21 protein-coding genes and 1 pseudogene are annotated in these 23,502 nt (G+C 64.6%); 13 read left to right on the top strand and 9 right to left on the bottom strand.

The annotated features are described in order from the left end of the window. Positions 1 to 40: 40 nt before the first annotated feature. Together BR78_RS0115820 and BR78_RS0115825 are read left to right on the top strand one after the other, a co-directional pair. Positions 41 to 634 (top strand): cysteine hydrolase family protein, encoded by a 594-nt coding sequence (locus BR78_RS0115820; RefSeq protein WP_029728522.1) that lies wholly within the window; start codon positions 41 to 43, stop codon positions 632 to 634. Next, the gene (locus BR78_RS0115825) at positions 631 to 1,605 is read left to right on the top strand and encodes a radical SAM protein (RefSeq protein WP_029937048.1); all 975 of its coding nucleotides are present in this window, start codon (positions 631 to 633) and stop codon (positions 1,603 to 1,605) included. The genes BR78_RS0115820 and BR78_RS0115825 overlap by 4 nt, the downstream gene beginning before the upstream one ends. Before the next feature lie 53 nt (positions 1,606 to 1,658). Here BR78_RS0115825 and BR78_RS22355 read toward each other — a convergent pair whose 3' ends face one another. Together BR78_RS22355 and BR78_RS21045 are read right to left on the bottom strand one after the other, a co-directional pair. Further along, positions 1,659 to 1,916: a hypothetical protein gene (locus BR78_RS22355; protein ID WP_331280252.1), complete on the bottom strand. Its 258-nt coding sequence runs from the start codon at positions 1,914 to 1,916 to the stop codon at positions 1,659 to 1,661. Then, the gene (locus tag BR78_RS21045) at positions 1,823 to 2,182 is read right to left on the bottom strand and encodes a hypothetical protein (protein WP_049811788.1); all 360 of its coding nucleotides are present in this window, start codon (positions 2,180 to 2,182) and stop codon (positions 1,823 to 1,825) included. The genes BR78_RS22355 and BR78_RS21045 overlap by 94 nt, the downstream gene beginning before the upstream one ends. A 6-nt stretch (positions 2,183 to 2,188) precedes the next feature. On the opposite strand from BR78_RS21045, the gene BR78_RS0115840 reads away from it, so the two are divergent. The 9 genes and pseudogenes from BR78_RS0115840 to BR78_RS22395 all read left to right on the top strand — a co-directional run bounded on the left by BR78_RS0115840 (position 2,189) and on the right by BR78_RS22395 (position 13,084). Beyond that, complete coding sequence (locus tag BR78_RS0115840) at positions 2,189 to 2,446, top strand: hypothetical protein (RefSeq protein ID WP_051683358.1); 258 nt, start codon at positions 2,189 to 2,191, stop codon at positions 2,444 to 2,446. Between the two features lie 279 nt (positions 2,447 to 2,725). Then, entirely contained in the window at positions 2,726 to 3,313 is a 588-nt protein-coding gene (locus tag BR78_RS0115845) for a hypothetical protein (RefSeq protein ID WP_029937049.1), read from the top strand. Positions 3,314 to 3,885: 572 nt separating this feature from the next. Next, a complete protein-coding gene (locus BR78_RS0115850; protein WP_025587362.1) occupies positions 3,886 to 5,538 on the top strand; it encodes an alpha-L-fucosidase in 1,653 nt (550 codons plus the stop codon). A 74-nt stretch (positions 5,539 to 5,612) separates the two neighbouring features. After that, a complete protein-coding gene (locus BR78_RS0115855; RefSeq protein ID WP_025587360.1) occupies positions 5,613 to 7,166 on the top strand; it encodes an alpha-L-fucosidase in 1,554 nt (517 codons plus the stop codon). Between the two features lie 42 nt (positions 7,167 to 7,208). Further along, the gene (locus tag BR78_RS0115860) at positions 7,209 to 9,296 is read left to right on the top strand and encodes a beta-galactosidase (RefSeq protein WP_029727469.1); all 2,088 of its coding nucleotides are present in this window, start codon (positions 7,209 to 7,211) and stop codon (positions 9,294 to 9,296) included. A gap of 178 nt (positions 9,297 to 9,474) precedes the next feature. Beyond that, positions 9,475 to 10,254, top strand: coding sequence for a DeoR/GlpR family DNA-binding transcription regulator (locus BR78_RS0115865; RefSeq protein ID WP_025587356.1), 780 nt, complete (start codon positions 9,475 to 9,477; stop codon positions 10,252 to 10,254). Between the two features lie 38 nt (positions 10,255 to 10,292). After that, on the top strand, positions 10,293 to 11,441 hold the full coding sequence (locus BR78_RS0115870) for an MFS transporter (protein WP_029728525.1): 1,149 nt from the start codon (positions 10,293 to 10,295) through the stop codon (positions 11,439 to 11,441). 239 nt (positions 11,442 to 11,680) lie between these two features. Beyond that, positions 11,681 to 12,556: pseudogene (locus BR78_RS22390) on the top strand (tannase/feruloyl esterase family alpha/beta hydrolase); the annotation flags it as partial. 135 nt (positions 12,557 to 12,691) lie between these two features. After that, on the top strand, positions 12,692 to 13,084 hold the full coding sequence (locus BR78_RS22395) for a tannase/feruloyl esterase family alpha/beta hydrolase (protein ID WP_443027682.1): 393 nt from the start codon (positions 12,692 to 12,694) through the stop codon (positions 13,082 to 13,084). A gap of 52 nt (positions 13,085 to 13,136) precedes the next feature. Here the strand turns inward: BR78_RS22395 and BR78_RS0115880 are convergent, their stop codons facing one another. The 4 genes from BR78_RS0115880 to BR78_RS0115895 all read right to left on the bottom strand — a co-directional run bounded on the left by BR78_RS0115880 (position 13,137) and on the right by BR78_RS0115895 (position 16,456). Beyond that, positions 13,137 to 14,222 carry a sensor histidine kinase gene (locus BR78_RS0115880; RefSeq protein WP_269320214.1) on the bottom strand — a complete coding sequence of 362 codons (1,086 nt, stop codon included), beginning with the start codon at positions 14,220 to 14,222 and terminating at the stop codon, positions 13,137 to 13,139. Between the two features lie 10 nt (positions 14,223 to 14,232). Then, on the bottom strand, positions 14,233 to 14,928 hold the full coding sequence (locus tag BR78_RS0115885) for a response regulator transcription factor (protein ID WP_025587348.1): 696 nt from the start codon (positions 14,926 to 14,928) through the stop codon (positions 14,233 to 14,235). A gap of 7 nt (positions 14,929 to 14,935) precedes the next feature. After that, positions 14,936 to 15,517 carry a glutathione S-transferase N-terminal domain-containing protein gene (locus BR78_RS0115890; protein ID WP_025587346.1) on the bottom strand — a complete coding sequence of 194 codons (582 nt, stop codon included), beginning with the start codon at positions 15,515 to 15,517 and terminating at the stop codon, positions 14,936 to 14,938. A 93-nt stretch (positions 15,518 to 15,610) separates the two neighbouring features. After that, positions 15,611 to 16,456: an alpha/beta fold hydrolase gene (locus BR78_RS0115895; protein WP_025587344.1), complete on the bottom strand. Its 846-nt coding sequence runs from the start codon at positions 16,454 to 16,456 to the stop codon at positions 15,611 to 15,613. A gap of 291 nt (positions 16,457 to 16,747) precedes the next feature. On the opposite strand from BR78_RS0115895, the gene BR78_RS20610 reads away from it, so the two are divergent. Continuing rightward, entirely contained in the window at positions 16,748 to 17,233 is a 486-nt protein-coding gene (locus BR78_RS20610) for a hypothetical protein (RefSeq protein WP_156022338.1), read from the top strand. A gap of 468 nt (positions 17,234 to 17,701) precedes the next feature. Here BR78_RS20610 and BR78_RS0115905 read toward each other — a convergent pair whose 3' ends face one another. Beyond that, positions 17,702 to 18,670 carry a hypothetical protein gene (locus tag BR78_RS0115905; RefSeq protein WP_025587340.1) on the bottom strand — a complete coding sequence of 323 codons (969 nt, stop codon included), beginning with the start codon at positions 18,668 to 18,670 and terminating at the stop codon, positions 17,702 to 17,704. Positions 18,671 to 18,982: 312 nt separating this feature from the next. Here BR78_RS0115905 and BR78_RS0115910 point away from each other — a divergent pair, with 312 nt between their 5' ends. Then, a complete protein-coding gene (locus tag BR78_RS0115910; protein ID WP_025587338.1) occupies positions 18,983 to 19,732 on the top strand; it encodes an SDR family NAD(P)-dependent oxidoreductase in 750 nt (249 codons plus the stop codon). Here the strand turns inward: BR78_RS0115910 and BR78_RS0115915 are convergent. Then, positions 19,729 to 20,367, bottom strand: coding sequence for a response regulator transcription factor (locus tag BR78_RS0115915; protein WP_029728526.1), 639 nt, complete (start codon positions 20,365 to 20,367; stop codon positions 19,729 to 19,731). The two genes, BR78_RS0115910 and BR78_RS0115915, sit on opposite strands and share 4 nt — an antisense overlap. After that, positions 20,357 to 23,464: a sensor histidine kinase gene (locus tag BR78_RS0115920; protein ID WP_025587334.1), complete on the bottom strand. Its 3,108-nt coding sequence runs from the start codon at positions 23,462 to 23,464 to the stop codon at positions 20,357 to 20,359. Before BR78_RS0115920 ends, BR78_RS0115915 begins: the two co-directional genes overlap by 11 nt. Positions 23,465 to 23,502 lie beyond the last annotated feature (38 nt).

Here is a 23,502-nt window from a genome sequence, read left to right on the forward strand (position 1 = left end):
GTGCGATATGCGTATATGTCAAATGCCAAGGAGATGACCCATGAAGCGTTTCGTGATCGTGGTGGACATGCAGCGGGATTTCGTGGCGGCCGACGGGGCACTGCCGGTGGCTGAAGCGGAGGCGATCGTATCGCCGATGAAAGCTTGGCTCGCGGGCCTGCGCTCCGAAGACGTGGCCGGCGTGCTCTTCACTGCAGACACGCACGTGCCTGCGATCTATGCGACCTCGGCGGAGGCCGAACAGTTTCCACCACATTGCGAGAAGGGCACGCCGGGGTGGGAGAATGTGCTCGATCCAGATGCGATCGATCCTGCCATCCCGGTCTATCGACTCGAAAAGGGCGTGTTCGACATGTGGGCCGAGCCCGATCTCGCGGTTGCGGCGGTCGCCACAGATGAGCAGGTTGCGCGGGAGGCCTTCTTTGCAGAGCTGAAGGCGCGGGGCGTCACCGAAGTGACGGTGATCGGCGTCGCTGCCGACTATTGCGTACGCTGGGCCATCGAGGGCCTCGTCGCGCGTGGATTCGCGGTCGAAGTGCCGACGCGACTTACCCGCGGTATCGCGCGACCGATCGAGCAAGTCATCGCCGATGAGTTTGCGGATGCGCCGGTCCGGATGGAGGCAGCGGCATGATTGTCCTGTGGCGCGTCTCGAATCACTGCAATCTGGCGTGCCCCTTCTGCGCATATGACAAGCGCCTGAGCTTGCCGCGGGAAGAGGCGGATCCGACGCAGGTCGCGCGGCTCATCGACCTGCTCGGCGCGTGGCGGAGCGAAACCGGCCGTCCTGTGCTGTTGAGCTGGCTCGGCGGCGAGCCGTTGTTGTGGGCGCCGCGTGCCGAGCTGGACGAGCGCGCAGCCGGCCAAGGCATTGGACTTAGTCTGACCACCAACGGGACCCGCCTGGGTGCGCCGCGCGTGCGAGCGGAGCTTGTGCAGCGCTATAGCGAGGTCACGATCAGTATCGACGGCATGGGCAACTTCCATGACGCCATGCGCGGCTGGCGCGGCGCGTTCGGGAAGCTTGCGCAGAGCGTGCCGGCGCTGACAGGCGAGCGGGACGCCGTGGGCGCGGGGCTCAAGGTGCGCGCCAACATCGTGCTGATGCGCGACAACATCGACGGTTTCGCCACCTTGTGCCGCACACTCGCCGGCTGGGGAGTCGACGAAATCAGCTTCAATCAGTTGGGCGGGCGCGACCGCCCCGAATTCTATCCCGATCATCGCCTGCGCCTCGACGATGTCGCGCAGCTTGCGGCTGAGGTGCCACGGCTGCGCGCCGAACTCGGCCAGATGGGAACGACGTTGGTCGGCGGGGCCTCCTATCTGGAGCGGTTCGCTGACACGGTCGCGGGGCGACCACTGCCCATCACGGACTGCCGAGTGGCGGAAACCTTTTTGTTTATCGATGAGGCCGGCCGCATCGCCCCGTGCAGCTTCGCGCCCGAGCATTTCGGAGTTTCAGTCGACGATCTGCATAGTCCAGCGGATATCCAAGCCTTGCCGCGGCAACTGCGGTTGCATCAGCGCATGCATCCGGCCCGCGACTGCGCCGACTGTCCGAGCACCCAGCAATTTGCCAAGTTCGAACCACTGGCGGCATGATCTGGCTGGCAATAGTCCGCAATCGCTGGCCCGGCTCCGGAGGGCCAGCGCCATTACAACCGCGGATCGACCGGCTCGCTCTCCATCGCCAGCACGCCGAACACGCATTGATGCACCCGCGTCAGCGGTGCATGCGCCACGAAGCGATGCAGCGCTTCCAGCCCCAGCGCGAATTCGCGAAGCGCCATGGAGCGCTTGTGCCCCAAGCCGCGCTTCTTCAGCCGTTCGAATTTCTCAGGGCGATCATAATGCGGGCCGTAGATGATCCGCAGATACTCCCGGCCGCGGCATTTGATGGCGGGCTGGAGCAGTTCTCCTCGCGCACCGTGACATGATGATAGTGTCGCGTCTCGATGACCTGCTTGCCGAGCACGTCGGAGAGGTTGAGCTGGTTCGGCGCCATGCCGGTATCCGTCGCCGGCGATGCCAACGGCCGGATCGGCTCGTAATAGGTGCGCTGCGCAGGTACCTCGGCCAGGTCGAGCTCGGGATAGCGCAGCGCAGTCAGCTTTCCGCCGAACACGCAACCGGTGTCGATGCAGGTCGTGCCGTTGACCCAGTTCGCCTCGCATTCCATGAGCCCGTGTCCGCCTCGCCAAAGGCGATTCCGCTAGGCGAAACCACCCGGCAGCTCGCGAAATTGCTCGAGCTGGGTAACGCGGCGAACGCCTGGGCGCTCGAAGATTGCGCGTTTACGGCGGCGTTCCTGTTCAGCGGTTTTCACGGAAGCATCGACTATGAGACCTCCAGGCAAAAGCCCATGGGAAGGTCGGCGCTGGTGAAGCGCCTGCAGGCGCTGCTGTTGCGAACAGTCCGACCTGTCGACGCCATATCGGCTTAATCCTTGGCCACCAAGCCGCCTTAGGCAATTCGGCACGACCCGGCTGGCGTAAGTTCTTGAAGCACCCATTGCGGACGAGCGTCCGCCTTCGAGCATAGCTCGAACCAGCCTCGCGGGCTGTGTGGCGTTTTTCGGTCGTTGCGCCGGCCCGTGCCGATACCGCAGCTATCAGACCTAACGAGCCTAAATGCTGCCGGACTGCTTACGGCCGAAATTGCGGCCGTTAGGCTTGCGGAAAGGCTGTTCGGCGACAAAGCGAGGGTCATAGCGGAGTGCAGGATGCACAAGATCGTTTTTGCCGTTGCATTGCTGGGCGCTTCGTCGGGGGCCCGGGCTGAAGACATGGACTGGCGAACGGAGGAGGCGCAGATCGCCATCCAGGCGGGCCTCGCCACGGCGAGCGACATGTGCGCCTCGTTCGGCTTTACGCGCATGAAGCCGCAGCCGGACGCTGTCATGCGCGACAGGATCTCCGGGCATCTGCTGGGCTCCGCCGCGCCTGTGGACGAGCTCAATCGCTGGGTCGAGGTGGTGATGGCGGCGAAACGGCTTCGGATTGGGGCCGACGATCCGGGCCGGCTCGACCGCGGGCTGGAGGCGCTATCCGCCGCCCAGAGGGACCCGGCGGGGTTCGAGCCGGCGCGGCAGCGCTTCGTCGACAATGCGATGGGGCCGATCCGGACGGCGATCGACGCCTGCAAGCGCGCGGCGGCGGAGCCGTTCATCGGGAAGAACTACTTCGCCGGACACCCCCAGGGTGACGCGGGGAAATATGAAGACATGTTCCGCGTGCAATTCGCCGAGATCCTGAAGAAGATGACCGAGCAGGCGGCGGAAGTGGCGGCGAGGACGAAGGGTGTAAAGTGATAAAGGTAGGCTGGCGCAGTGGCCGAGATGTACTGGGGAAGCTGCACCGAGAGACTGCAAAGACGTCTGTGCGCCCTCCATGGAAGGAAGGTTAGCCACAGCCGGATTCCGACCGCCGCGCCAGTGTGTTTGCCACGGGCAAGCTACGCCGAGGCAACTCAGTAAGCGACGCGGGAACGTCCGGTCTCGCAATCCTGCTTCCCAAAGGCAGACTGGCCGCTCCCGGCCCAATTCCGGACACGGACGTGCGACGGCGGCAAAGCGCCCTAATTGTTGCCGTTCAGTTCGGCCCGGTGAAAGCTTGAAAGCGGGCATCCGTTTAGCACGGACGAAGCAACTCCGACGCACGGACGTTCCTCCGCCCTCAGTAGCTTTCGACCAGCAGACAGCCATCGCTTCTCAGGGTGCGCTTGAGTCAGGCCGCCACTTTCATTGGCCGTCAAGATCCGCACCTTCGACCGCCTCCGCCAGCGCCGCGCATCTTGACAGTCCGGGAATAGTCGGACAAATATTATTTGCAAACACTATTTCATATATGGAAATAATCCGCGCTTGGGAGAGGAAGCGATGCAATGACGATCACGAGGCGGAACCTTTTCAATGCCGCCGCAGCGGTGGGCTTGATCGGCGCCTCCAAGATCTCGGCGGCCGATCTGGTTCCTGCCGGGTTCGACCAGATCGCCAAAGGGCCGTTCGAGCCGACCTGGGATTCTCTCGACGCCGGCTATCGGACGCCCGACTGGTTCCGCGACGCCAAATTCGGGCTGTGGGCTCATTGGGGCGCCCAATGCGTGCCGGAGGCGGGCGACTGGTACGCCCGCAGCATGTACATGCCTGGCCAGCCCGCCTACGCCCACCATCTGAGGACCTATGGCCATCCGGCCGACACCGGCTTCATGGACATCTATCCCCAATGGCGGGCGGAGAACTGGAACCCCGACAACCTGCTGGATCTCTACGCCAAGGCCGGCGCGAAATACTTTGTGGCCATGGCCAATCACCACGACAATTTCGACGCCTACCAATCGAGGTTCCACGACTGGAACTCAGTCCGTGTAGGACCCAGGAAGGACATCATCGGCTTATGGGCGAAGGCTGCTCGCAAGCAGGGCCTGCGCTTCGGCGTCTCCAATCATTCGGCTCATGCCTGGCATTGGTTCCAGACCGCCTACGGCTATGACGCCGAAGGGCCGCGCAAGGGCGAGCGCTACGACGCCTTCAAGCGCTTCGCGGTGGATGGAAAAGGAAAATGGTGGGAGGGCCTGGATCCGCAGCAGCTTTACGCCGGCTCGGTCATGCCCCTGCCGGAGGGCATCGAGACGAACGCCGCCGCCGCCGCGTGGCACGAAGCCAACGACCGGGTGTGGACCGAGAAGGCCCCGCTGAACAATCCGGCCTTCACCCGCCAATGGTATCTGCGGTGCAAGGACCTGATCGACAGCTACCGGCCGGATCTCGTCTATTTCGACAATTTCGATCTGCCGCTCGAACAGGCGGGCCTGGACATCGCCGCTCACTATTACAACGCGTCGCTGCAGTGGCACGGCAAGCTGGATGCGGTGATCAACATCAAGCCCCACGACACTCGCCGCCCGGGGATCGTCGCCGACGTCGAGCGGGGCCTGCGCAGCGAGATCAGCCCCGAGCCATGGCAGACCGACACCTGCATCGGTGACTGGCACTATAATCGCCGCGTCTTCGAGGAAAAGCGCTACCTGCCCGCCGCCGAGGTGATCCATCGGCTCTGCGACATCGTCTCCAAGAACGGCAATCTGCTGCTCAGCATTCCGGTTCGCGGAGACGGCACTATCGACTCCGAGGAGCGGCGGATCGTCGAGGAAATCGGCGGCTGGATGGGCCGGTTCTCCGACGCGATCCATGGCACGCGGCCCTGGACGACCTTCGGCGAAGGGCCGACGGTCGTGGCCGCCGGCATGTTCAGCGAGGGCAAGCAGAAGCCGTTCACGCCGCGGGACATCCGCTTCACCACGAAGGGCGACGCGCTCTACGCGATCACCTTGGGCCGCCCGGAGCGGGGGGAGGTCATCGTCACCACCCTCGCCAAGGGCGGCCACCACGCCAAGGGACCGGTGCGGCGGGTGACTCTGGTCGGCGACAAGGCTTCCCTGTCTTTCCGCCAGGACGGCGCGGGCCTCCGCGTGACCTTGCCCGCGGGAGCGATGCATCCCTTCGGCGTCGCGCTCAGGATCGAGGGGGTTCTGTAGCTGCAGCGGCGCGCAATGATGAAGGGCTCGCGTCCGTGTCCGGAATCCAACGACAATATCGGTAGAGGTGGAAAATGGCTGCTTTCAGCAAGCGAGAGGTTCTGTTTGCGCCACTGGCGGCGGCCCTGGGACTGCCGGCGGTAGCGCGGGCAAAAGGGAGCGGCGGGGGCTTCGGGGACATCCGGCTCGATGCCGTTCCAGGCCCGTTCAATTCGAGCGTTGCATCACTCGAGGCTTATCGGACGCCCGACTGGTTTCGGGACGCGAAGTTCGGCATCTGGTCGCATTGGGGCCCACAGGCGGTGCCCGGGCAGGGCGACTGGTACGCGCGCTATCTCTACGCGCCCGGGCACCCGCATTATGATCATCACGTCAAGACTTACGGCCACCCGTCGAAGTTCGGGTATAAGGATATCATTCCTCTGTGGAAGGCAGAGCGCTTCGACCCGGAAGCGCTGATGGCCAAATATGCGGGCGCCGGCGCCAAATATTTCGTGTCGATGGGCGTTCATCACGACAATTTCGACCTGTGGAATTCCAGACATCATCGCTGGAACGCGGCGGTGATGGGCCCGAAGCGCGACATCGTCGGTGCCTGGAAGGCAGCTGCGACGCGGCAGGGCCTGCGCTTCGGCGTGTCCGAACATCTGGGTGCCAGCTATTGCTGGTGGTATCCCAACCATCTCTTCGACCAGTTCTGGGGAAAGATGGACGCGGACTATGACGGCGCCGATCCGCGTTATGCCGACCTGTACCACGACAATCGGGACGAGCCGTACCGGGGCCACGCCGATACCTGGTACACGAAGAACCCGAAGTTCCATCGCCGCTGGTTCGATCGCATCCGCGACCTGATCGACAATTATCAGCCTGACCTGCTCTATTCGGACGGCGGCATTCCGTTCGGCGACGTTGGCCGGACGATGGTCGCGCATCTCTACAACAGCAGCATCGCCCGCTCCGGAAAGCTCGAAGCGGTTTATGCGCACAAGCAAGGGCCCGGAGAATTCCTTCCGAAGGCCGGCGTGCAGGATGTCGAGCGCGGCGCGCTGGAGGGAATCAACCCGCTGCCCTGGCAGACCGACACGTCGAACGGCGACTGGTTCTTCAACCAGAACGATCGCTTCAAGACGGCGAAGCAAGTGATCGGTATGCTCGCGGACATCGTCTCCAAGAACGGCAACCTCCTGCTGAACGTCGTGCAATATCCCGACGGCAGCCTGCCGCCGCAATCGGAGGAGCTACTGGCCGGACTCACCGCGTGGATGAAGGTCAACTCCGAAGCGATCCACGGGACCCGTCCATGGAAAATCTTCGGTGAGGGGCCGACCAACGCCAAAGCCGGCGCCTTCACCGAATCCGGCGACTATACCGCGCAGGATATCCGCTTCACGACGAAAGGCGGCGCGCTCTACGCGATCCTGCTCGGTTGGCCGCAAGGGGAAAGCGCGATCCGGTCGCTTGGCGGCGAGGCGCTGCCCGATGCACGGATCGAGCGCGTCGACTTGCTTGGCGGGCCGAAGCTGCGGTTCCGGCGTGAAGCCGACGCGCTGTGGTTGACGCTGCCGCCGCCGCAAAGCGGGGCCTCCATCCCGGTGGTGCGGATTCGCGGGCGCGGCCTGGCCTAAGTCTGCAGGGCAAATCAGATTTCAGGAGCCGGATTGGACACCATGCTACGAATCGCACACCGCGCAACCCGCCTGTCGGCCTTGGCCATCACGCTAAGCGTCTCCACCGCTCTCGCGCCCGCGGTAATTGCGCCGCGGGCGCAGGCGCAGAGTGCGGTGGGACATCCCGAATGGCCCGGCAAAGGGGATATCTTCGTCGGCACCTGCTACCAGCCCGTCGATCGCTCGCCGGAACAGATCAGGCAGGACATCGCGGTCATGAAGGCAGCGGGCTTCAACATGGTCCGCATGGGTGACCTGTCCTGGGATTCCTTCGAGCCCGAGGAGGGCCGTTTCACATTCGAATGGTTCGACGACGTCATCGCGCAGATGCACAAGGCCGGCATCCGCGTGGTCGTGGATATCCCGGGCCAGCCCGCGCCGATCTGGATGCACAAGCATTATCCCGGCGTGAACTTGGTCAATCAGGACGGCGTGCGGCTCAACGCGGCGACCCGCTATTGGGATAATGTCAGCGACCCGGATTATCGCCGGCTGTTGCGCCGGCTCGCCGAGAAGATGATGCAGCGCTACGCGCGCAATCCGGCCGTGATCGCGCTCGGCTACAATAACGAGATCGGCAACGGCCAGCTGTCCTATTCGGAGGCCGATCGGGGTCGGTTCGTCGAATGGCTCAAGAAGAAATACGGCTCGATCGAAGCGCTCAACAAAGCTTGGGCGACGCAGCGCTGGTCGCGGCGCATCAACAATTGGGACGAGGTCGACCTGCCCTATGTGCGGGGGCCGGGACCGAACGAGCGCTATCTGGACCTGCGCCGCTATTGGTCCGACGATACGATCGGCGTGCTCAAGGATCTCGAGGCAATCCGCAAGGAGCACGCACCCAACCTGCCGGTCGCGTCCAATTTCTGGCCCACCGCCGGGACCAAGGGGTTCGACTATCTGCGCTCCTGGGACGAGATCTCGACCTATGGCGCGCAGGGCTTCTATCCCGGCGACCCGCTCGGTGCGGGTTTCGAAGTGATGATGAACAAGGCGTCGCACCCGACGCCGGTCTGGTTCAACGAGTTCACTGCCGGCGGCGGCGGATTCTATGGAGAGCCAGGCCGCTCGCGCATGTGGGCCTATTTCGGCCTGCTATATTATTCGCAGACCTTTCTGGCCTGGACGTTCAACTCGCATTTGGGTGGCGAGGAACAGAGCTTGTTCGGCCTGATCGACCATGACGATCGCCCGTCCTGGAAGGTCGATGAGTTCAAACGGATCGCGACGGAGTTCCGCAAGCTCAAGACCTTGGGGTTCCCGCGCTATCGGGCGCCCGAGGTCGCGGTCCATTATTCCTTCGACACCAACTGGCTAACCAGTCCGCCGGACGGACCGAACACCATGAAGGAATATTTCAAGGGCAATTATGGCGAACAGGTGAAAGCGGCGTTCGCTCCCTTCTTCCGCGACAATATCGATGCTGCCGTCATCGATATCGGCCACGATCCGATCGACAAGTACAAGTTGGTCGTGCTGTCGAGCGCATATTTGATGGACGAAGCCATTGCGGCTGCGGTCCGGCGCTATGTCGCGAATGGCGGGACGGTGATCATGACCGGCTATTCGGCCAAGGTCGATGCGACCGGAAAATGGTTCGACACGCCGCTTCCGGGCGGCCTGACCGACGTGTTCGGGCTGCGGACCAACGAATTCTATCGCTCCTGGAATCCGCTCAGCATCTCGTTCCAGGGCAGGCAACTGACCGGATCCGACAATTATTACGAGGTGCTGGAACCCAGCACGGCGAAGACCTTGGCGGTGTTCGAGAATACCCCCGCCAAAAGCCCCGCGATCACGATCAACAGGTTCGGCAAGGGGCGCGCGATCTACCTGGCGACAGCCGCGCAAGCGCCGTTCATCGAGCCGCTGATCCGGTCGCTGTATGACGAACTGGGGATCGAACGGGGGCCTGAGACACCTGACGGCGTGGTCGCACGCCAGGTCGATGGCCGCACGCTCTACGTCAATACAAGGAACGCGCCCGCGACCGTGCACTTCGCAGGCACCAAGACCGGAATCCTGTCAGGCAAGAGCTACGCGCAGAAGATCGATCTGAAACCTTATGATGCCGAGCTATTGCAATAGGGCGCAAGCGCGCCGGAGGGCGGGATCGGATCCGCGAGATCAACAAGCTGATGAGAGGTTTTCGTCGGAGAGGTCGCGCATGGCCGGGTCTGGGCAAGAAAGGTCAGGGGCTGCGCCAGCTTCGCTTCAGTTTGTGCACGATTGCAATGCACGATGATGCACGGTATTGCGCGTTTATATGCACCGAGAACCTCCCGAAGACCGTCGCGAGACGATCGCTTACAGACTGGCTGAAGGGTCCAGCCTCTCCGCGACGGCGTTGGCCGAAGAGTTTGGCGTGTCGCCGGACGCGATCCGGCGGGATCTGCGCGCACTCGCGGCAGAGGGACGATGCCGCCGCGTCTATGGCGGTGCGCTTCCGCTTTCGCCGGCCTCCACGCCGATGCGGACCCGCAGTCAGGAGGCCCCAGCCCGGAAGGCTGCCCTGGCGGCGACGGCGGTGGCCCTCCTACGGCCGGGTGAGTTCCTGTTCCTCGACAATGGCAGTACCAATCTCGCGCTCGCACAGTGTCTTCCCCGGATCGGCCTGACGGTTGCCACCAACTCGGTTTCGATCGCCGCTGTCCTCGCCGACCGGGACGACCTTGAGCTCTACATGCTCGGCGGGCGGGTGCGTCCGGGAATCGGCGGATGCGTCGATGCCGAAGCCGTGCTGGCGCTTCAGCAGATGAACATCGACCTTTGCATTCTCGGCGCTTGCGCGGTGTCGGTCGAGGAGGGGCTGGCAGCCTTCGACGCGGTCGATGCCGCCTTCAAGCGGACAGCGCTAGGCCGTAGCCGGCGGGCCATGCTCCCGGCCACCAGCGAGAAGCTCGCGACGCGCGCATCCCACCGGGTCGCGCCGCTGGAGGCGATCGATACGCTCGTCGTCGAGCATGATGCCGCGGAGCATATCGATCTGGAGGCAATCCGAGCGCTCGGAGTAGACATCATAACCGCCCCTGCGCGCGCTGAATGAAGCGGGCACGGCCGATCACTTCAGAGAGAGAGAATAGCATGACCACCGAACGGGCCGCCAGGCTGGCGACGCGCCTGTCCTTTCTGGTCGCGGGTTTCGGCGTCGCCTGCTGGGCGCCGCTCGTGCCCTTCGCCAGGGAACGGCTTGGCGTCACCGACGCGACGCTCGGCCTGTTGCTGCTGTGCATCGGTATCGGTTCGGTGTCTGCGATGATCGTCACCGGGCCGCTCAGTGCGCGGTTCGGCAGCAAGCCCGTCATCCTGGCGGGCGGGTTTGGCCTTGCCGCCATTTTGCCGATCCTGGCGCTTGCGCCGGATACGGCAACCCTCGCTGCGGCGCTGCTGGTGTTCGGCGCAGCGCTGGGATCGATCGACGTTGCCATGAATATCCATGCGGTCGAGGTGGAACGGGCGGCAGGCACACCGCTGATGTCCGGCTTCCACGCGCTGTTCAGCATCGGCGGTTTCGCCGGCGCGGGTCTGATGACCTCGCTGCTGTCATGGCATATCGATCCGGCGATCGGCACCTCGGCCTGCGCCGCGATCATGGCGGTCGCCATGGCGATCGCCGCGCCGCGGCTTCTCAGCGACGTGCAGGCGGAGGAGGGACCGCTCTTCGCCGTGCCGCGCGGCATTGTCCTGCTGCTGGCAGGACTTGCCGGCGCGACCTTTCTGGTGGAGGGCGCGATGCTCGACTGGAGCGCATTGCTCATCACGCGCGCCGGTCTCGTCGCCGCGCAGCAGGGCGGGATGGGCTATATGTTCTTCGCGATCGCCATGACGATCGGCCGCCTTGCAGGCGATGCGGTGACGAACCGCGTCGGGGACCGGGCGGTGCTGTTCTGGGGCGGGATCCTGGCGGTCGTCGGCTTCGCCGTCCTGCTGCTTTCGCCGGGAATCGCCATCGCCCTGGCCGGGTTCATCCTTATCGGCCTCGGCGCTTCGAACATCGTGCCCGTGCTCTTCCGCAAGGCGGGCTCGCAGAGGGTCATGCCCTCGGCGCTTGCGATCGGAGCGATCACCACCACCGGCTATGCCGGGATCCTCGTCGGCCCGGCGGGCATCGGCCTTGTCGCCGAAGCGATCGGACTCAAAACCGCCTTCTGGATGCTCGCGGCGCTCATGTGCCTCGTGCCCGCAACCGCAAACATCATTGCGGCCGGAAGAAAGTCGCCGGCGACCACTTGAAGTGCGGCTCGGACTGGCCCTGTGAGCGCCGGAGGGATATCCGACCAAAATAGGCACGAAGGGGGAAGATCATGCGCTTTCGCTACCTGACGATCTTGATCGCGGCGGGAATGCTGACCGGTGCGCAGGAAGCGCCGCTTCGACAGGGTAGAGAAGCATCGCTGGCGGCGTCCGGGAAATGCTCCGCACTGGCCGGGCGCGTCCTTCCCGGAAAGGTCAAGATTACCGCGGCCACGTTCATGCCCGCCTCTACGGCCGATGGGCAAGCAGGAAAGGGATTGCCGGCCTATTGCCGGGTGGAAGGCACGATCAACGAGAGGGTCGGCTTCGCCGGCAAGCCCTATGGGATCGGTTTTGCGCTCGCCTTGCCCGACAATTGGAGCGGGCGTTTCCTGCTCCAGGGTGGCGGCGGGCTCAACGGCAGCGTTGCCGCGCCGCTCGGAGCGACCGCGGCAGGCGACACGCCGGCGCTCGCGCGTGGCTTTGCCGTCATCAGCCATGATTCGGGCCATAAGGGCGAAGTCTTCCAGGCGGATTTCAGGGCGGACCAGCGTGCGAACCTCGATTTCGCGGAAAGCTCGGTCCGGGTCGTCACCGAAGTCGGCAAGGCACTGGTCGAACGCTATTATGGCCGCCCGATCGGGCACAGCTATATGGCAGGCTGCTCCACCGGTGGACGCGAGTCCATGCTCGCCTCGCAACGTTACCCTGAGCTTTTCGACGGGATCGTCGTGGGGGCGCCTGCGATGCGGACCGGCAATTCCAACCTGGCGATCGCCTGGTCGGCCGTGCAGTTCAACCGCGCCGCGCCGCGGGACGCAAGCGGCAAACCGCTCGTGGAGCGGACCTTCTCGCCCGCCGATCGAAGCCTGATCCTGAAGGGCATGCTTGCCCAGTGCGACAGGCTCGACGGACTGGATGATGGCATGATCATGAACGTCAAGGCATGCCGCTTCGACCCGGCCAGGCTCCAGTGCAGCAAGGGCAGGACCGACGCCTGTCTGAGCGCCGCGCAAGTGACAGCGATGCGCGCGGCCTTTGCGGGCCCCAAGGACAAGGCCGGCTATCCGATCTACGTGCCCATGCCCTACGACACGGGGATCGTCGTCGCGAACGGGGGCCTGCCGGGCTACCTGCCGACGGGACGGCCCGGACCGTTCGGTCCCGCAAGCCGCGACCTGACCATCGATGTCGACGCGCGCATTCAGGCGATACGGGCTGATGCCGGCCAGCGGCTGACCGACACCAATATTTGGACCAACCTCAACAGCTTCACCAGCCATGGCGGTAAGATCCTTTTCTACCACGGTGTCAGCGACCCGTGGTTTTCCGCCTATGACACGCTCGACTATTGGCAGCGCGCGGCGGAGGCGAATGGTCCTGCCTGGGCCGATGCGAGCCGGTTCTACATGGTACCGGGAATGGGTCATTGCGGCGGCGACACGGCCTTCGACAAATTCGATTTGCTGGGCGCCGTGGTAGATTGGGTGGAAACCGGCAAGGCGCCCGCGGCCGTGCTGTCGAAACGTACCGAGCCCGAGCCCGCCACGCGACCGATGTGCCCATGGCCAGCCTATGCGCATTATACGGGCGGCGATCCGCACAAGGCTGAAAGCTTCTCTTGCCGCGCCGCAGCGAGCTAAAAGCTGCCCGTCGGCTAGCGGCCCAAGAACGGCCATGTGGATAGGGGTTCGCTCAGATACGACGGAACGGGGCGGCGGGCAGTCGCACGGTAACGCAGAGCCCGCCAGCGGAGCGGGGCACCAGGGTGAGCGCTCCGTCATGCGCCTGGGTGATGCTTTTGACGATCGCCAGGCCGAGACCGACACCGGCCTGGTCGCTGTGGATGCGTTCGGTGCCGCGCCGAAAAGGCTCCGCCAGCGTGGAAACCAGTCGCGGGTCGAGCCTCTCCCCGGTGTTTTCGACGGTGAGGATCACATTGCCGGAATGGACGGTCGTGGCGACCCACACCGTGCCCCTCTCCGGCAGATTGTGAACGATCGCATTGTGCACGAGGTTCGTAGCCAGCTGCAGCAGGAGCGCGTGTGAGCCGCTCGCGCGTGCAACCTCGCCCGAGGTTTCGATAGTGACGCCCTTCTTCTCTGCAAAAGGGAGGAGCGTTTCGGTGGCTTCTTCCGCGATCAGGGACAAATCGACCTCCTCGCGCGTGAAGGATCGCTGGTCGGCGCGGCTGAGCAGTAGGAGTGCTTCGGTGAGCTCGATCGCTCGGACATTGACGGCACGGAGGCGCTCGACGAGTTCGCCGGTGTCGTGGTCGGGATCGTTGCTGGCGACGTCGAGCAGCGTCTGCGTAATCGCTAAGGGGGTACGCAACTCATGAGACGCATTCGCGGCAAATCGGCGCTGCTCGGCAATATGGGCTTCGAGTCGCGCGAGCATTGCGTCAAAGGCATCTGCAAGTTCGCGAAATTCGTCTTGGCGACCTGGTAGGCCGACCCGGTGGGCGAGTGATCCATTCGCTGCCCGGCGGGTCGCGTCTGTAATGTGAGTCAGCGGGGCGAGCATGCGGCCGGCGAGAATCCACCCTCCGACAAGACCGAACAGCAGCAAAAGCACCAATGCCACGACGGCCGCCGCGCCGAAGATCTGTGGGCCGAAGTTGGTGGGATCGAACGCTCGCAAAAGGTCGGAGGGTGCCGGCACGAAAATACGAAGCGATTTGTCCCGCAGCAGGAACACCCAAGCGGCCGTGAGCAGCAGGCCACTACCCACCAGCAGGAATCCGGCATAGCTGAGGGTGAGCTTGAGACGAACGCTCAAGCCCGGGACTCTATCCACGACGCCCCTCCTCTGGCGCGGCGTCAGACCCTGTGTCGATGCGATAGCCGACCCCCGGCGCGGTCGCGATCAACCAAGGCTCGCCGAGTCGTTTGCGCAGCGCCGAAACCGTGATCCGCACGGCGTTGGTGAACGGATCGGCATTCTCGTCCCACGCTCTCTCCAGGAGCTCTTCGGCGCTCACGACCCCGCCTTCGGCTGCGACGAGAACATCGAGGACGGCGAACTGCTTCCGCGTCAGCGCAATGAAGCGGCCGTCACGATAGACTTCGCGGCGGAAGGGATCCACCCGGAGTCCGGCGATCTCACGCACGGGGGGCCTGTTGTGGGCGCGACGGCGGTCCAGCGCCCTGAGCCTGAGCACCAGTTCACGCAGTTCGAAGGGTTTGGTGAGGTAATCGTCAGCGCCGAGTTCGAAGCCCGAAGCCTTGTCGTCGAGCCGGTCAGCCGCAGTGAGCATGAGGATCGGCATGCCATTGCCAGAGGCGACAATGCCCTTGGCGATTTCGTCGCCAGACGGGCCTGGGATATCGCGGTCGAGGATTGCTATGTCGTAGGCGTTGATGCTCAGCAACTCGAGAGCGGCATCACCGTCACCGGCGATGTCGGCAGCGATCGCTTCCAGGCGCAGGCCGTCGCGGATGGCTTCCGCCAGATAAGGTTCGTCCTCGACGATCAACACACGCATGCGGCGGCTAGTTCTCTCTTTCCCGGCGCAGCGCTTCCTGGACGCAAGGTCGCGCTTCGACGCGCGCGATATAGCCGGCAAAGGGTGCCGGCAGCGCGAATTCAAGTTGTGCCGCGCCTCGCGCCATTACGAATAAATACGCGTCGGCAGGACCAAATGTGTCGCCAAAAAGATAACCGTTCTCCACGCGATCGGCGAGGAGCCCGATAAAGCGCAGAAAGTCCTTTCTGACATGCGGTTTGAAATCCTCCGGCGCCGATAGGTAGAGTGGAAGACGCTTATGGATTTCGGTGGCGATGAAGCTCAGCATCTCGACCAGCCTGTAGCGGCCCAGGTCGCCAGACGGCGCGAGCGTGGGCTCGCGATCTGCGACCCAGGTGAGTATCGCCACGTTTTCGGTGAGGACTTGCCCGTCGTCGAGTACCAGGGTCGGTACATATCCCTTGGGATTGATCTCGAAATAGCTGCCGCCGCCTTCGATCTCCTTGGTCTTCAGATCGACTCTGATGATATGGAATTTGAATCCTGCCTCGAGCATGGTGATGTGATCGGCCAGGCTGCTGAATTCTGGGGCATAGTACAACTTCATGGAATCCCTCCTTAGCGTCCCTTTTTGGAGGGTGCGCGTACGGAACGGTCATACTTGTCGCCGCACTTTCACCTTGTCGGGCAGCCCTCACGCTCATTTCGTGTGTTCGACGATCGTGTCCATAATCAGCTCCCAGTGGGCCGGATGCAGCTCGTGTCCGCCCCCTTCGAGCTTCAGGAGCCGGGCGCCCGGGACGGCCTTGCAAAGAGCTATTCCGTGCTCGATCGGGAAAATGGGGTCTGCCGTCCCATGGATGACGAGGAGCGGCGGACGCAATTCGCCGAGCCGGCCCCTCCACGCGTCGCCGATGTCGAACAGGACGGAGTGGTTGGTCTCACTGGCATAGCCGCCGGACCGGTCGAAGTCCCTTTCAATGAACGCTTTCGTGCCCGCCTCGTCGAACGTGTCTGCCGTGCCTGCGACCAGGCGCGCATCCTCGACCAGATAGGCGACCGTTTCCGACCGTTCCGACCAGTCCGGCTCCACGGCCATGTGATCCAGCCAGGCCTTGCCGCTTCCGGGAAGTTCCGACTTTTCCAGCCCGATCGGCGTGGTGCTGATCGCGGTGAGCGACAGCACCCGTCCCGGATGCTTGAGCGCCGCGGCCTGGCCGACCATCCCGCCTTGGGAAATGCCGACGAGATGCGCCGCCGCGATGCTGTAGCCCTCGAGCACGCGAAACATGTCATCGATCGCGTCGTCAAAACCATAGCCCGGCTGGCCGCGTGGGTATTTGGTGGAAAGACCGGAATCTCGCTGGTCGTAGCGAATGACGAAGCGTCCTCGTGCGCTGAGCCGCCGGCAGAATTCGTCAGGCCACCACAGCATGGACGCCATGCCTCCCGCTCTCAGAAGCATCCGGGGATGCGCTGGATCGCCGAAAGCTTCGGTGGCGAGTTCGATCCCGTCCTGTCGGATAGTCCGTACGGTCGTCTGCATCCTCTTCTCCTCGCCGCGGCCAAGGTCAGTATGGCGCGCTGCCCCAGCCGGAGAGGTCGCTCGCCCCAAAGGGCCATTCGCCTCTCCCCACCATCACGGATGGGCGGTGCCGGTGTCCTCGGCATGACACCCTCCTTACGGAAGCAGGCCTGAATAGGCCCCGATCCTACCAGCCCGGACATATCGTCAGCATATCGAAAAGCACATACGCCCGGACGACAGCCGTCGTCGTAGCGGTCGCGCGTTGCCGGACTGTGAGGCAACGATCGTTCTTCCTAGGGAAACAAGATCATGCAAAGCCTTATGAACTCCAATTGGGCAAAAGCGCTGCCGTTGAGCGCGCTCGCGCTCGCGGCGACGTTTTCGTTGGCATTTCCGGCGAGTGCCCAGAATGCAGACCCTGCCGAACAGGCCGTCGCCTATGCGCGGTGCATGCGGCAGAACGGATTTACTGATTTTCCCGATCCGGACTCTGAAGGGCGCATCCTCCTCCGGTCGCGGCTCGACAGCCGATCGGCGCCGGCGTTTCGGGCCGCCCACCAAGCCTGCAATGAGGTGGCGCCGCCGGGCTGGCGGTCGGAGCGCCCGGATCCCAATCGCAGGACCAAGTTGCTCGGCTTTGCGCAATGTGTGCGCGCGAAAGGCGTCGCCGATTTCCCCGATCCGAGCGCCCGAGGCGAGTTTGACTTTAGTCGTATCGCCGACAGTCCGACGCTTCGGACCGCGATGGAGAACTGCAGGCGTGCCAAAGGCATCATGGTCGGATTTGGCGGCTAACGCAGTGTCCGTGGCATTGTCGGCGCGCCGCCCCGTGCGGCGCGCCGACATCTTCATCCCGGTGATGGCAGGAGAGCCAAGGCGGCAGCGAGGTTTTTTCAACGAGCACCGCGCCTGTCTAGACTTTGCTGTCGGGGATAGGTCTGGTTGGCGGGAAGGTGAGGGACGTTACCAAGCGAGCCCATTGCGGCTTGGCGTCAGCACGATGGGGTGACCGGCCGGCACTGCGCGGCGGCGACAGACTTTCACGGCACAGCCCTCAGCTCTCGCTGAATGCCGACGTTGTCCCAGGGACTGCTGGTCGGCTCTTATCTGACCTGCCGGTCAGGAATGCGCCCTCAACTCAACCATTTAGCTATTCGAGATTTGATCCCGAAAGCAGTCATTGATGCAGCTGCGCTGCCGCGCGGAGGCAAACCTTGCGATGGTCATGCGCATAGGATTGAGGTCGCCGAGCGCGGAACGCGACTAATAGATTGCAGGCGAGTCGCTGGCGGGAAAACTCTCGTCCAGCGCCTCGTCGAGGGCGCGGTCTTCCTCTTCGACAGCCGCGCCGGTGGGAGACCGGCCGGCCAGCCAGAGGGCCAGGTTCTTCGCATAGTGCCGGATCGATTGCCGCGCCTCAGGCGAATGCGCCAGCGCGTGGCCCGGCTTCTCGCCGACAAAGCTTGGGCAGCCACGCGATGGGTCCCAATTGTAATCCGTGAAGTGGTGGAAGGTCGATTCCGCGAGCGCGGGGCCGCCGGCGGCCGATGGTTCGAATGCCACGGCGATGTTGAAGGCGCGACCGGTCACCTTGCTGGTGCCGGTTGCGATCACCCGGGCGGAGGGGTCCTCGGGCGGCGCGCCGACCGCGCCCTCGTGCGGATGCGCCGGCAAGTAGCGGATCAATCCGCCGGGCGCTTCGGGATCGCGCAGCACGGGATGCGGTTCGCCGACGATGTGGATTTCCTGGAAATCGCCGTTCGCGCCGGAATGATAGTTCGGCCAGAGAATATAGCCGGTCTCGCGGTCATCGATGATCCGGCGCGCTTCGTCCGGCTCGGGATTCCTGCTGTGGAAGAAGTGCGCGGCGCCGACGCCGCCGAGCGTGCAGACCGAACAGCCCAAATCCATATGGTCGCGCGTCACCAGCAGGCCGCGTCCGCTCTGGCGGAAGCGGCCGATCGCCGCGCAATCCTCCGGGTCGAGGCCATCGCCGGTGTCGACTGCGAACAGCCAGAGTTCGTCATAATCGGATCGGTCGATCGTCGAGAGTATCGGATCGGGGCTGCCCGGCGCGGTGCGATCCCGGGCCGTCACCTCACAGAGTGGCGCCCCATCCTCATCGGTCAGCCCGGCGAGATAGTCGCGCAGCATCGAGAAGCGACTGATATTCCAGTCGTCGGCGGTCCCCGGGATCGTCGTCTGGAGCAGGATGCGGATCGGCCTCGACATTCATTCCTCCCGAGCACTGGAAGAGCCGGACAGGTGGGACGCTCGACTGCCATTTCGTTGGCCACAGGGTGAAATCGGAAAAACCCCTGCGTTCATCATCCCTGTCACGTCCGATTAACACGGCTCCCCAAGCTGCTCCAATGCTTCGACCGGAGCCTTGGCCGGTCTTGTGATGGATTTGCGCGGCGGCCGCATCTGGCCAGGGGAGGGGAGCGGCCAAGACCTTGGAAGGTGCGGGACTGAACCAAGGGACAGGTGATGCTCATGTTCCCTCGTGCCCATCTCCGGGTGAATGCATTTCAGGAGGAACACATGGCATTGCTCACCGGCAAGACGGCGATGATCACGGGCGGCACCAGTGGCATCGGCTTCGCGATCGCAACGCTGTTCGCGGCGGAGGGCGCGCAGGTGATCGTCTCCGGACGTCGCGAGGATGCGGCGAAGGAAGCGGTGCGGCAGATCGGGGCTCGGGCCGCGCATATTCTGGGCGATGTCGCTGATCCCGAATTCCACGCCCGGGCAGCCGACGAGATCGCCGAGCGGTTCGGCGCGCTCGACATTTATGTCGCCAATGCCGGGATCAACACGATCCGCGATTCCGGCGAGGTACCTGAGGCGGAATATGATGCGCAGTTCGCGACCAATACGCGCGGCGTGTTCATCGGCGTGCAGAAGATCGCGCCAATCCTGCGCGATCGGGGCGCCATCGTGATCACCGGCTCTCTCGCCAGCGAGAAGGTGCTCGACGGCCATGCAGTCTATGCCGGCTCCAAGGCGGCGATCGGCGCCTTCGCACGGAGCTGGGCGCTCGAGCTCAAGAACCGCAGGATCCGCGTCAATGTGTTGAGCCCGGGACCTACCGATACCGAGATACTCGGCAAGCTCGGCGTTACGCCCGAGCAGCGCCCGGCCTTCGAGGCGCGGATGGCGGCGGCGATCCCGCTGGGGCGGCTCGGGCGCCCGGAGGAGCTTGCCAGTGCGGCGCTGTTCCTTGCGTCCGACATGAGCAGCTTCATCACCGGCGTGAACCTGCGCGTCGATGGCGGGATGGCGCTCCTTTAAAGTTCGATGATCCCCCGCCGCGCGGCGACCGTCACTGCATGGGTGCGGTCGCTGACGTCGAGTTTGGCAAATATATTCTTGAGATGCGCCTTTACCGTCTCCTCCGACAGAGACATGGCGTGCCCGATCTCCTTGTTCGCCTTGCCTTCGGCGACCAGGCGCAGCACCGCGACTTCGCGCAGGCTCAGATTGTCGTCGCCGACATGCAGCGCGATCTCGGCGGCGACATCGCCGTGCACGTGGCGGCGCCCGCGATGGACGTTGTGAATCGCATCGAGCATCTCGGTCCGCAGGCTGCTCTTGAGCAGATAGCCCGTCGCCCCCGCCTTGAGCGCGCACACTGCCTGCACATCGCCGGCATAGGTGGTGAGAACCAGGATGCGTGCGTCGGGGAAATCGGTACGGATCGCGGTGATCGCATCGACGCCGTTCATCACCGGCATCTGCAGGTCCATCAGCGTCACATCGGGCCGCAGCTCGCGGTAGCGCGCAACTGCCTCGGCGCCGTCGCGCGCCTCGCCGATCACGATCATGTCGGTGCGGTCCTCCAGGATCGAAGTGACGCCTTCGCGCAGGATCGGGTGATCGTCGACTATCAGGATGCGGATGGGCGAGACGCCCTTTTCAGGCGGCATGGTTCGGGTCTTTCTTGTTGCGGAGAAGCCGGGAGAAAATTCGCCAGCGTCGGCCGTGCGCCTGGTCGACGAAGGCAAGGCGGGCAGGCAGGCTCATCGTAACTGCGCAGCCCATGCCCGGGCGGCTGTCGATCGAGAAGCTGCACCCGATCCGTTCGGCACGCTCGCGCATCCCGACCAGGCCGAAATGACCGGGTTTGTGACCCTGCGCAGCTACTTCGGGCGGCATGCCCACGCCGTCGTCGCGGATCTCCACGCCGAGCTGGCGCTTGCCGAAGCGGACGACGATCTCGACCGCACTGGCATTGGCGTGGCGGCACACGTTGAATAGTGCCTCGTCGACGATCCGCCCCAGCTCAACCGCGACGAGTGGGTCGACCGGACGCTGGCGCCCTTCGACCACGATACGGACCCCGATCGCGGGATCGAAGCCGGCCGCCACCGCACGCTCCTTGAGCAGCTCGGGCAGGTCGCCTTTGTCGCCGGCGCCGCGAAGGTCCTGCACGCGGTTGCGGCCCTCCGCGATGATGTCGTCTGCGCGCGCCAGCGCGGATTCGAGCTGGCCGCGTGCCGGCCCCTCCGGCGGCATCTTGTTGGCGACCGACTGGAAGCGGAGCACCAGACCCTGCACGCTTTGCAGCAGCGTGTCGTGCAACTCGCGGGCGATGCGCTCGCGCTCTCCGAGCCGTTCCTCCAGCCGCGTCCGGATCCGGCCCGCCACCTGCGCCATGCGCAGCCGATAGGCGACCCAGAGCAGGACAAGGACGATCGTGGCGCACAGGGCAAGGAACCACTTCGACTGGATGAAGGTGGGCGGGATGGTGAACTCGACCGTGGCACCGGCCTCGTTCCACACCCCATTGCCGTTCGCCGCGATCAGCCGGAAGCGATACGTGCCGGGAGCGAGGTTTGTGTAGAAGGCCTGGCGCCGCGTGCCGGCTTCCACCCAGTCAGTGTCCTGCCCCTCGATCCGGTAGCGGACCTGGGCGGCGCGCGGATTAGAGAAGCTCAGCACCGCAAAGTCGAACTCGATGTTCGAGCGGCCCGCGGGAAGCGTCACGTTGACCGGGTCGCGATAGACCCGGTCGGCGACGAGCGCGCCGACCGCGACCTTGGGCGGAGTCATGCTGCGCTTCACGTCCCTGGGGTCGAGCCACAGGGTGCCTGTCTGCGTGGCGATCCAGAGGCGTCCGTCGCCACCCTGCACGATCGCGTTGCGACTATGCGAATGAGGGCGGCTCCGGAGACCATCGGCGGCGTCGAACACCTGCATAGGCGGTATCCAGCCTGGTTCGGAGAGGGCGCGGTCGAGATCGGCCGAGCGCAAGCGCAAAATACCTGCCGGGCTGGCGAGCCAGGTGTCGCCGGTAGCGGTGCGAACCGTGCCGTTGACGCCGCTGAACAGCGGCATTCTCCGCGCAGTGACTGTGCGGAACCCCCTGCCATCGAAGCGCGAAAGACCAAATTCCCCGCCGACAAGGAGGGTGCCGGGAACATCGCGGTTGAGCGAGATGTCGTCGGGCGCATAACCGCCGAACGGTATCGGAAAAGATTGGCGGGTGAGTCCATCGAGCCGGCTCAGCACGCGATCGCTCCAATGTACGACGATCCGCCCCTGATCGTCGGTCATCATCGAACGCGGCGCAAATGGCCGCCCCGGCGCGCCGGCGATCCGCTGCCAGCGCCCCCGATGCAACCGCGCCATGCCGCCCAGCCAGGCGGTTACCCAGAAATCGCCCCGCCCGTCGAAGGCGCAGTCGTACACGACATAGTCGAGCGGGACGCGCGGGCCCGCGCGAATGCTGCCATTCCGCCAGATCATGATCGGCTTGCCCGGGTTCGGGCCGGTCGCGTTGTTCAGGCCAATCCAGATCGCGCCGTCGGGCGCCTCGCACAGCGTACGGGGTTCGTTGCCCGGGCTCCGGAAGATCGCCTCGGGTCGCGCGTTTGGCCGTACGCGATATACAGTCGCGGCTTCTCCGATATAGACGCTGCCGTCGGATGCACGCAGCAACAGGTCGCCATATGCGGCGGGCTGGGCAAGCCCGGGTTCGTAACGCAGGGTCGCCGGCCAGAACCGGTCGAGCCCGTTCTGGGTGCCGGCCCAGACATTGCCTTCCGCGTCCTGAAAGACCCGGGTCGTGGCGTTGGACGACAACCCGTCGCGGCCGGTGAAGTGTTCCACGCGCGCCACGGCCTCTGCTCTGGTCGCGCCGCCGCGCGGATCGGGTCGGGTAACGCGTTGCAGCCCGCCATAATAAGTGGCGATCCACAGATTTCCCTCTCGATCGAAGCGCGGCCAGCCGCGAATCTCCCCGGCGTCGGTCGCGTACGGATAGCGCAGGGGCGGCGGTGCGCCCTGTGCGCCGGGGCCGGTCAGCGGATAGCTCCCATGCATGTCGCTGATCCAGACGCGCTCCTGCGGATCCAGCGACAATCGCCCCTGGGCACCCGGATCGTGACGGATGGATTCGAGCCGGTCGGTGCCGGGGCGCACCCTTGCGATCTTGCCGGACAGCGCAAAGCTCACCCAGGCGGTCCCGTCGGTGGTGACGACCATGCTGAACGGATTGTCCAGCGGTGCGCCGGCTTTCGTGCCGAACGAATCCCAGCGACCGGCCCGATACCGCAACAGGGGCAACCCTATCTTCTCGGTAAGCACCCAGATCGTGCCGTCGGCGGTCTCGTGCATAGCGAGCACACGATCGGGCGAAGGCGGCGCATCGAGCAGGCGCAGTCGGCCGTCGCGATAGACGGCGAAGCGGCCGGTACGCTCGAAACTGGTCCAGATATCGCCGTTACGCCGTACGAGGATCGCCGAAGGCGCGCCCTGGGCGACAAAGTCGATGCCGGCACCCACCGACTCGAAGCGGATGCCGTCGAAGCGGAAAAGCCCTGTGGCGGCGGCGATCCACAGATAGCCGCGCGGGTCCTGCGCCAGCGCGAACACCGGGCGCGGCGCGTCGCTCTCCTCGCTCCAGCGCTGATGGGTGTAATGCGCCATCAGGCGCGGCGAACCCGTATCGGGGCTGGCCGCCGCCATGGCGACCGGCTGCAGCAGCATTGCGGCGGCGAGAAGGGCCCTGATCAGTTGCATCGTCGTTCCAGCAACTCCCCCGGGGGTCCCCGCCTGAG

The sequence above is a fragment of the Sphingomonas sp. UNC305MFCol5.2 genome (genome assembly GCF_000712135.1).
GTDB lineage: Bacteria > Pseudomonadota > Alphaproteobacteria > Sphingomonadales > Sphingomonadaceae > Sphingomonas.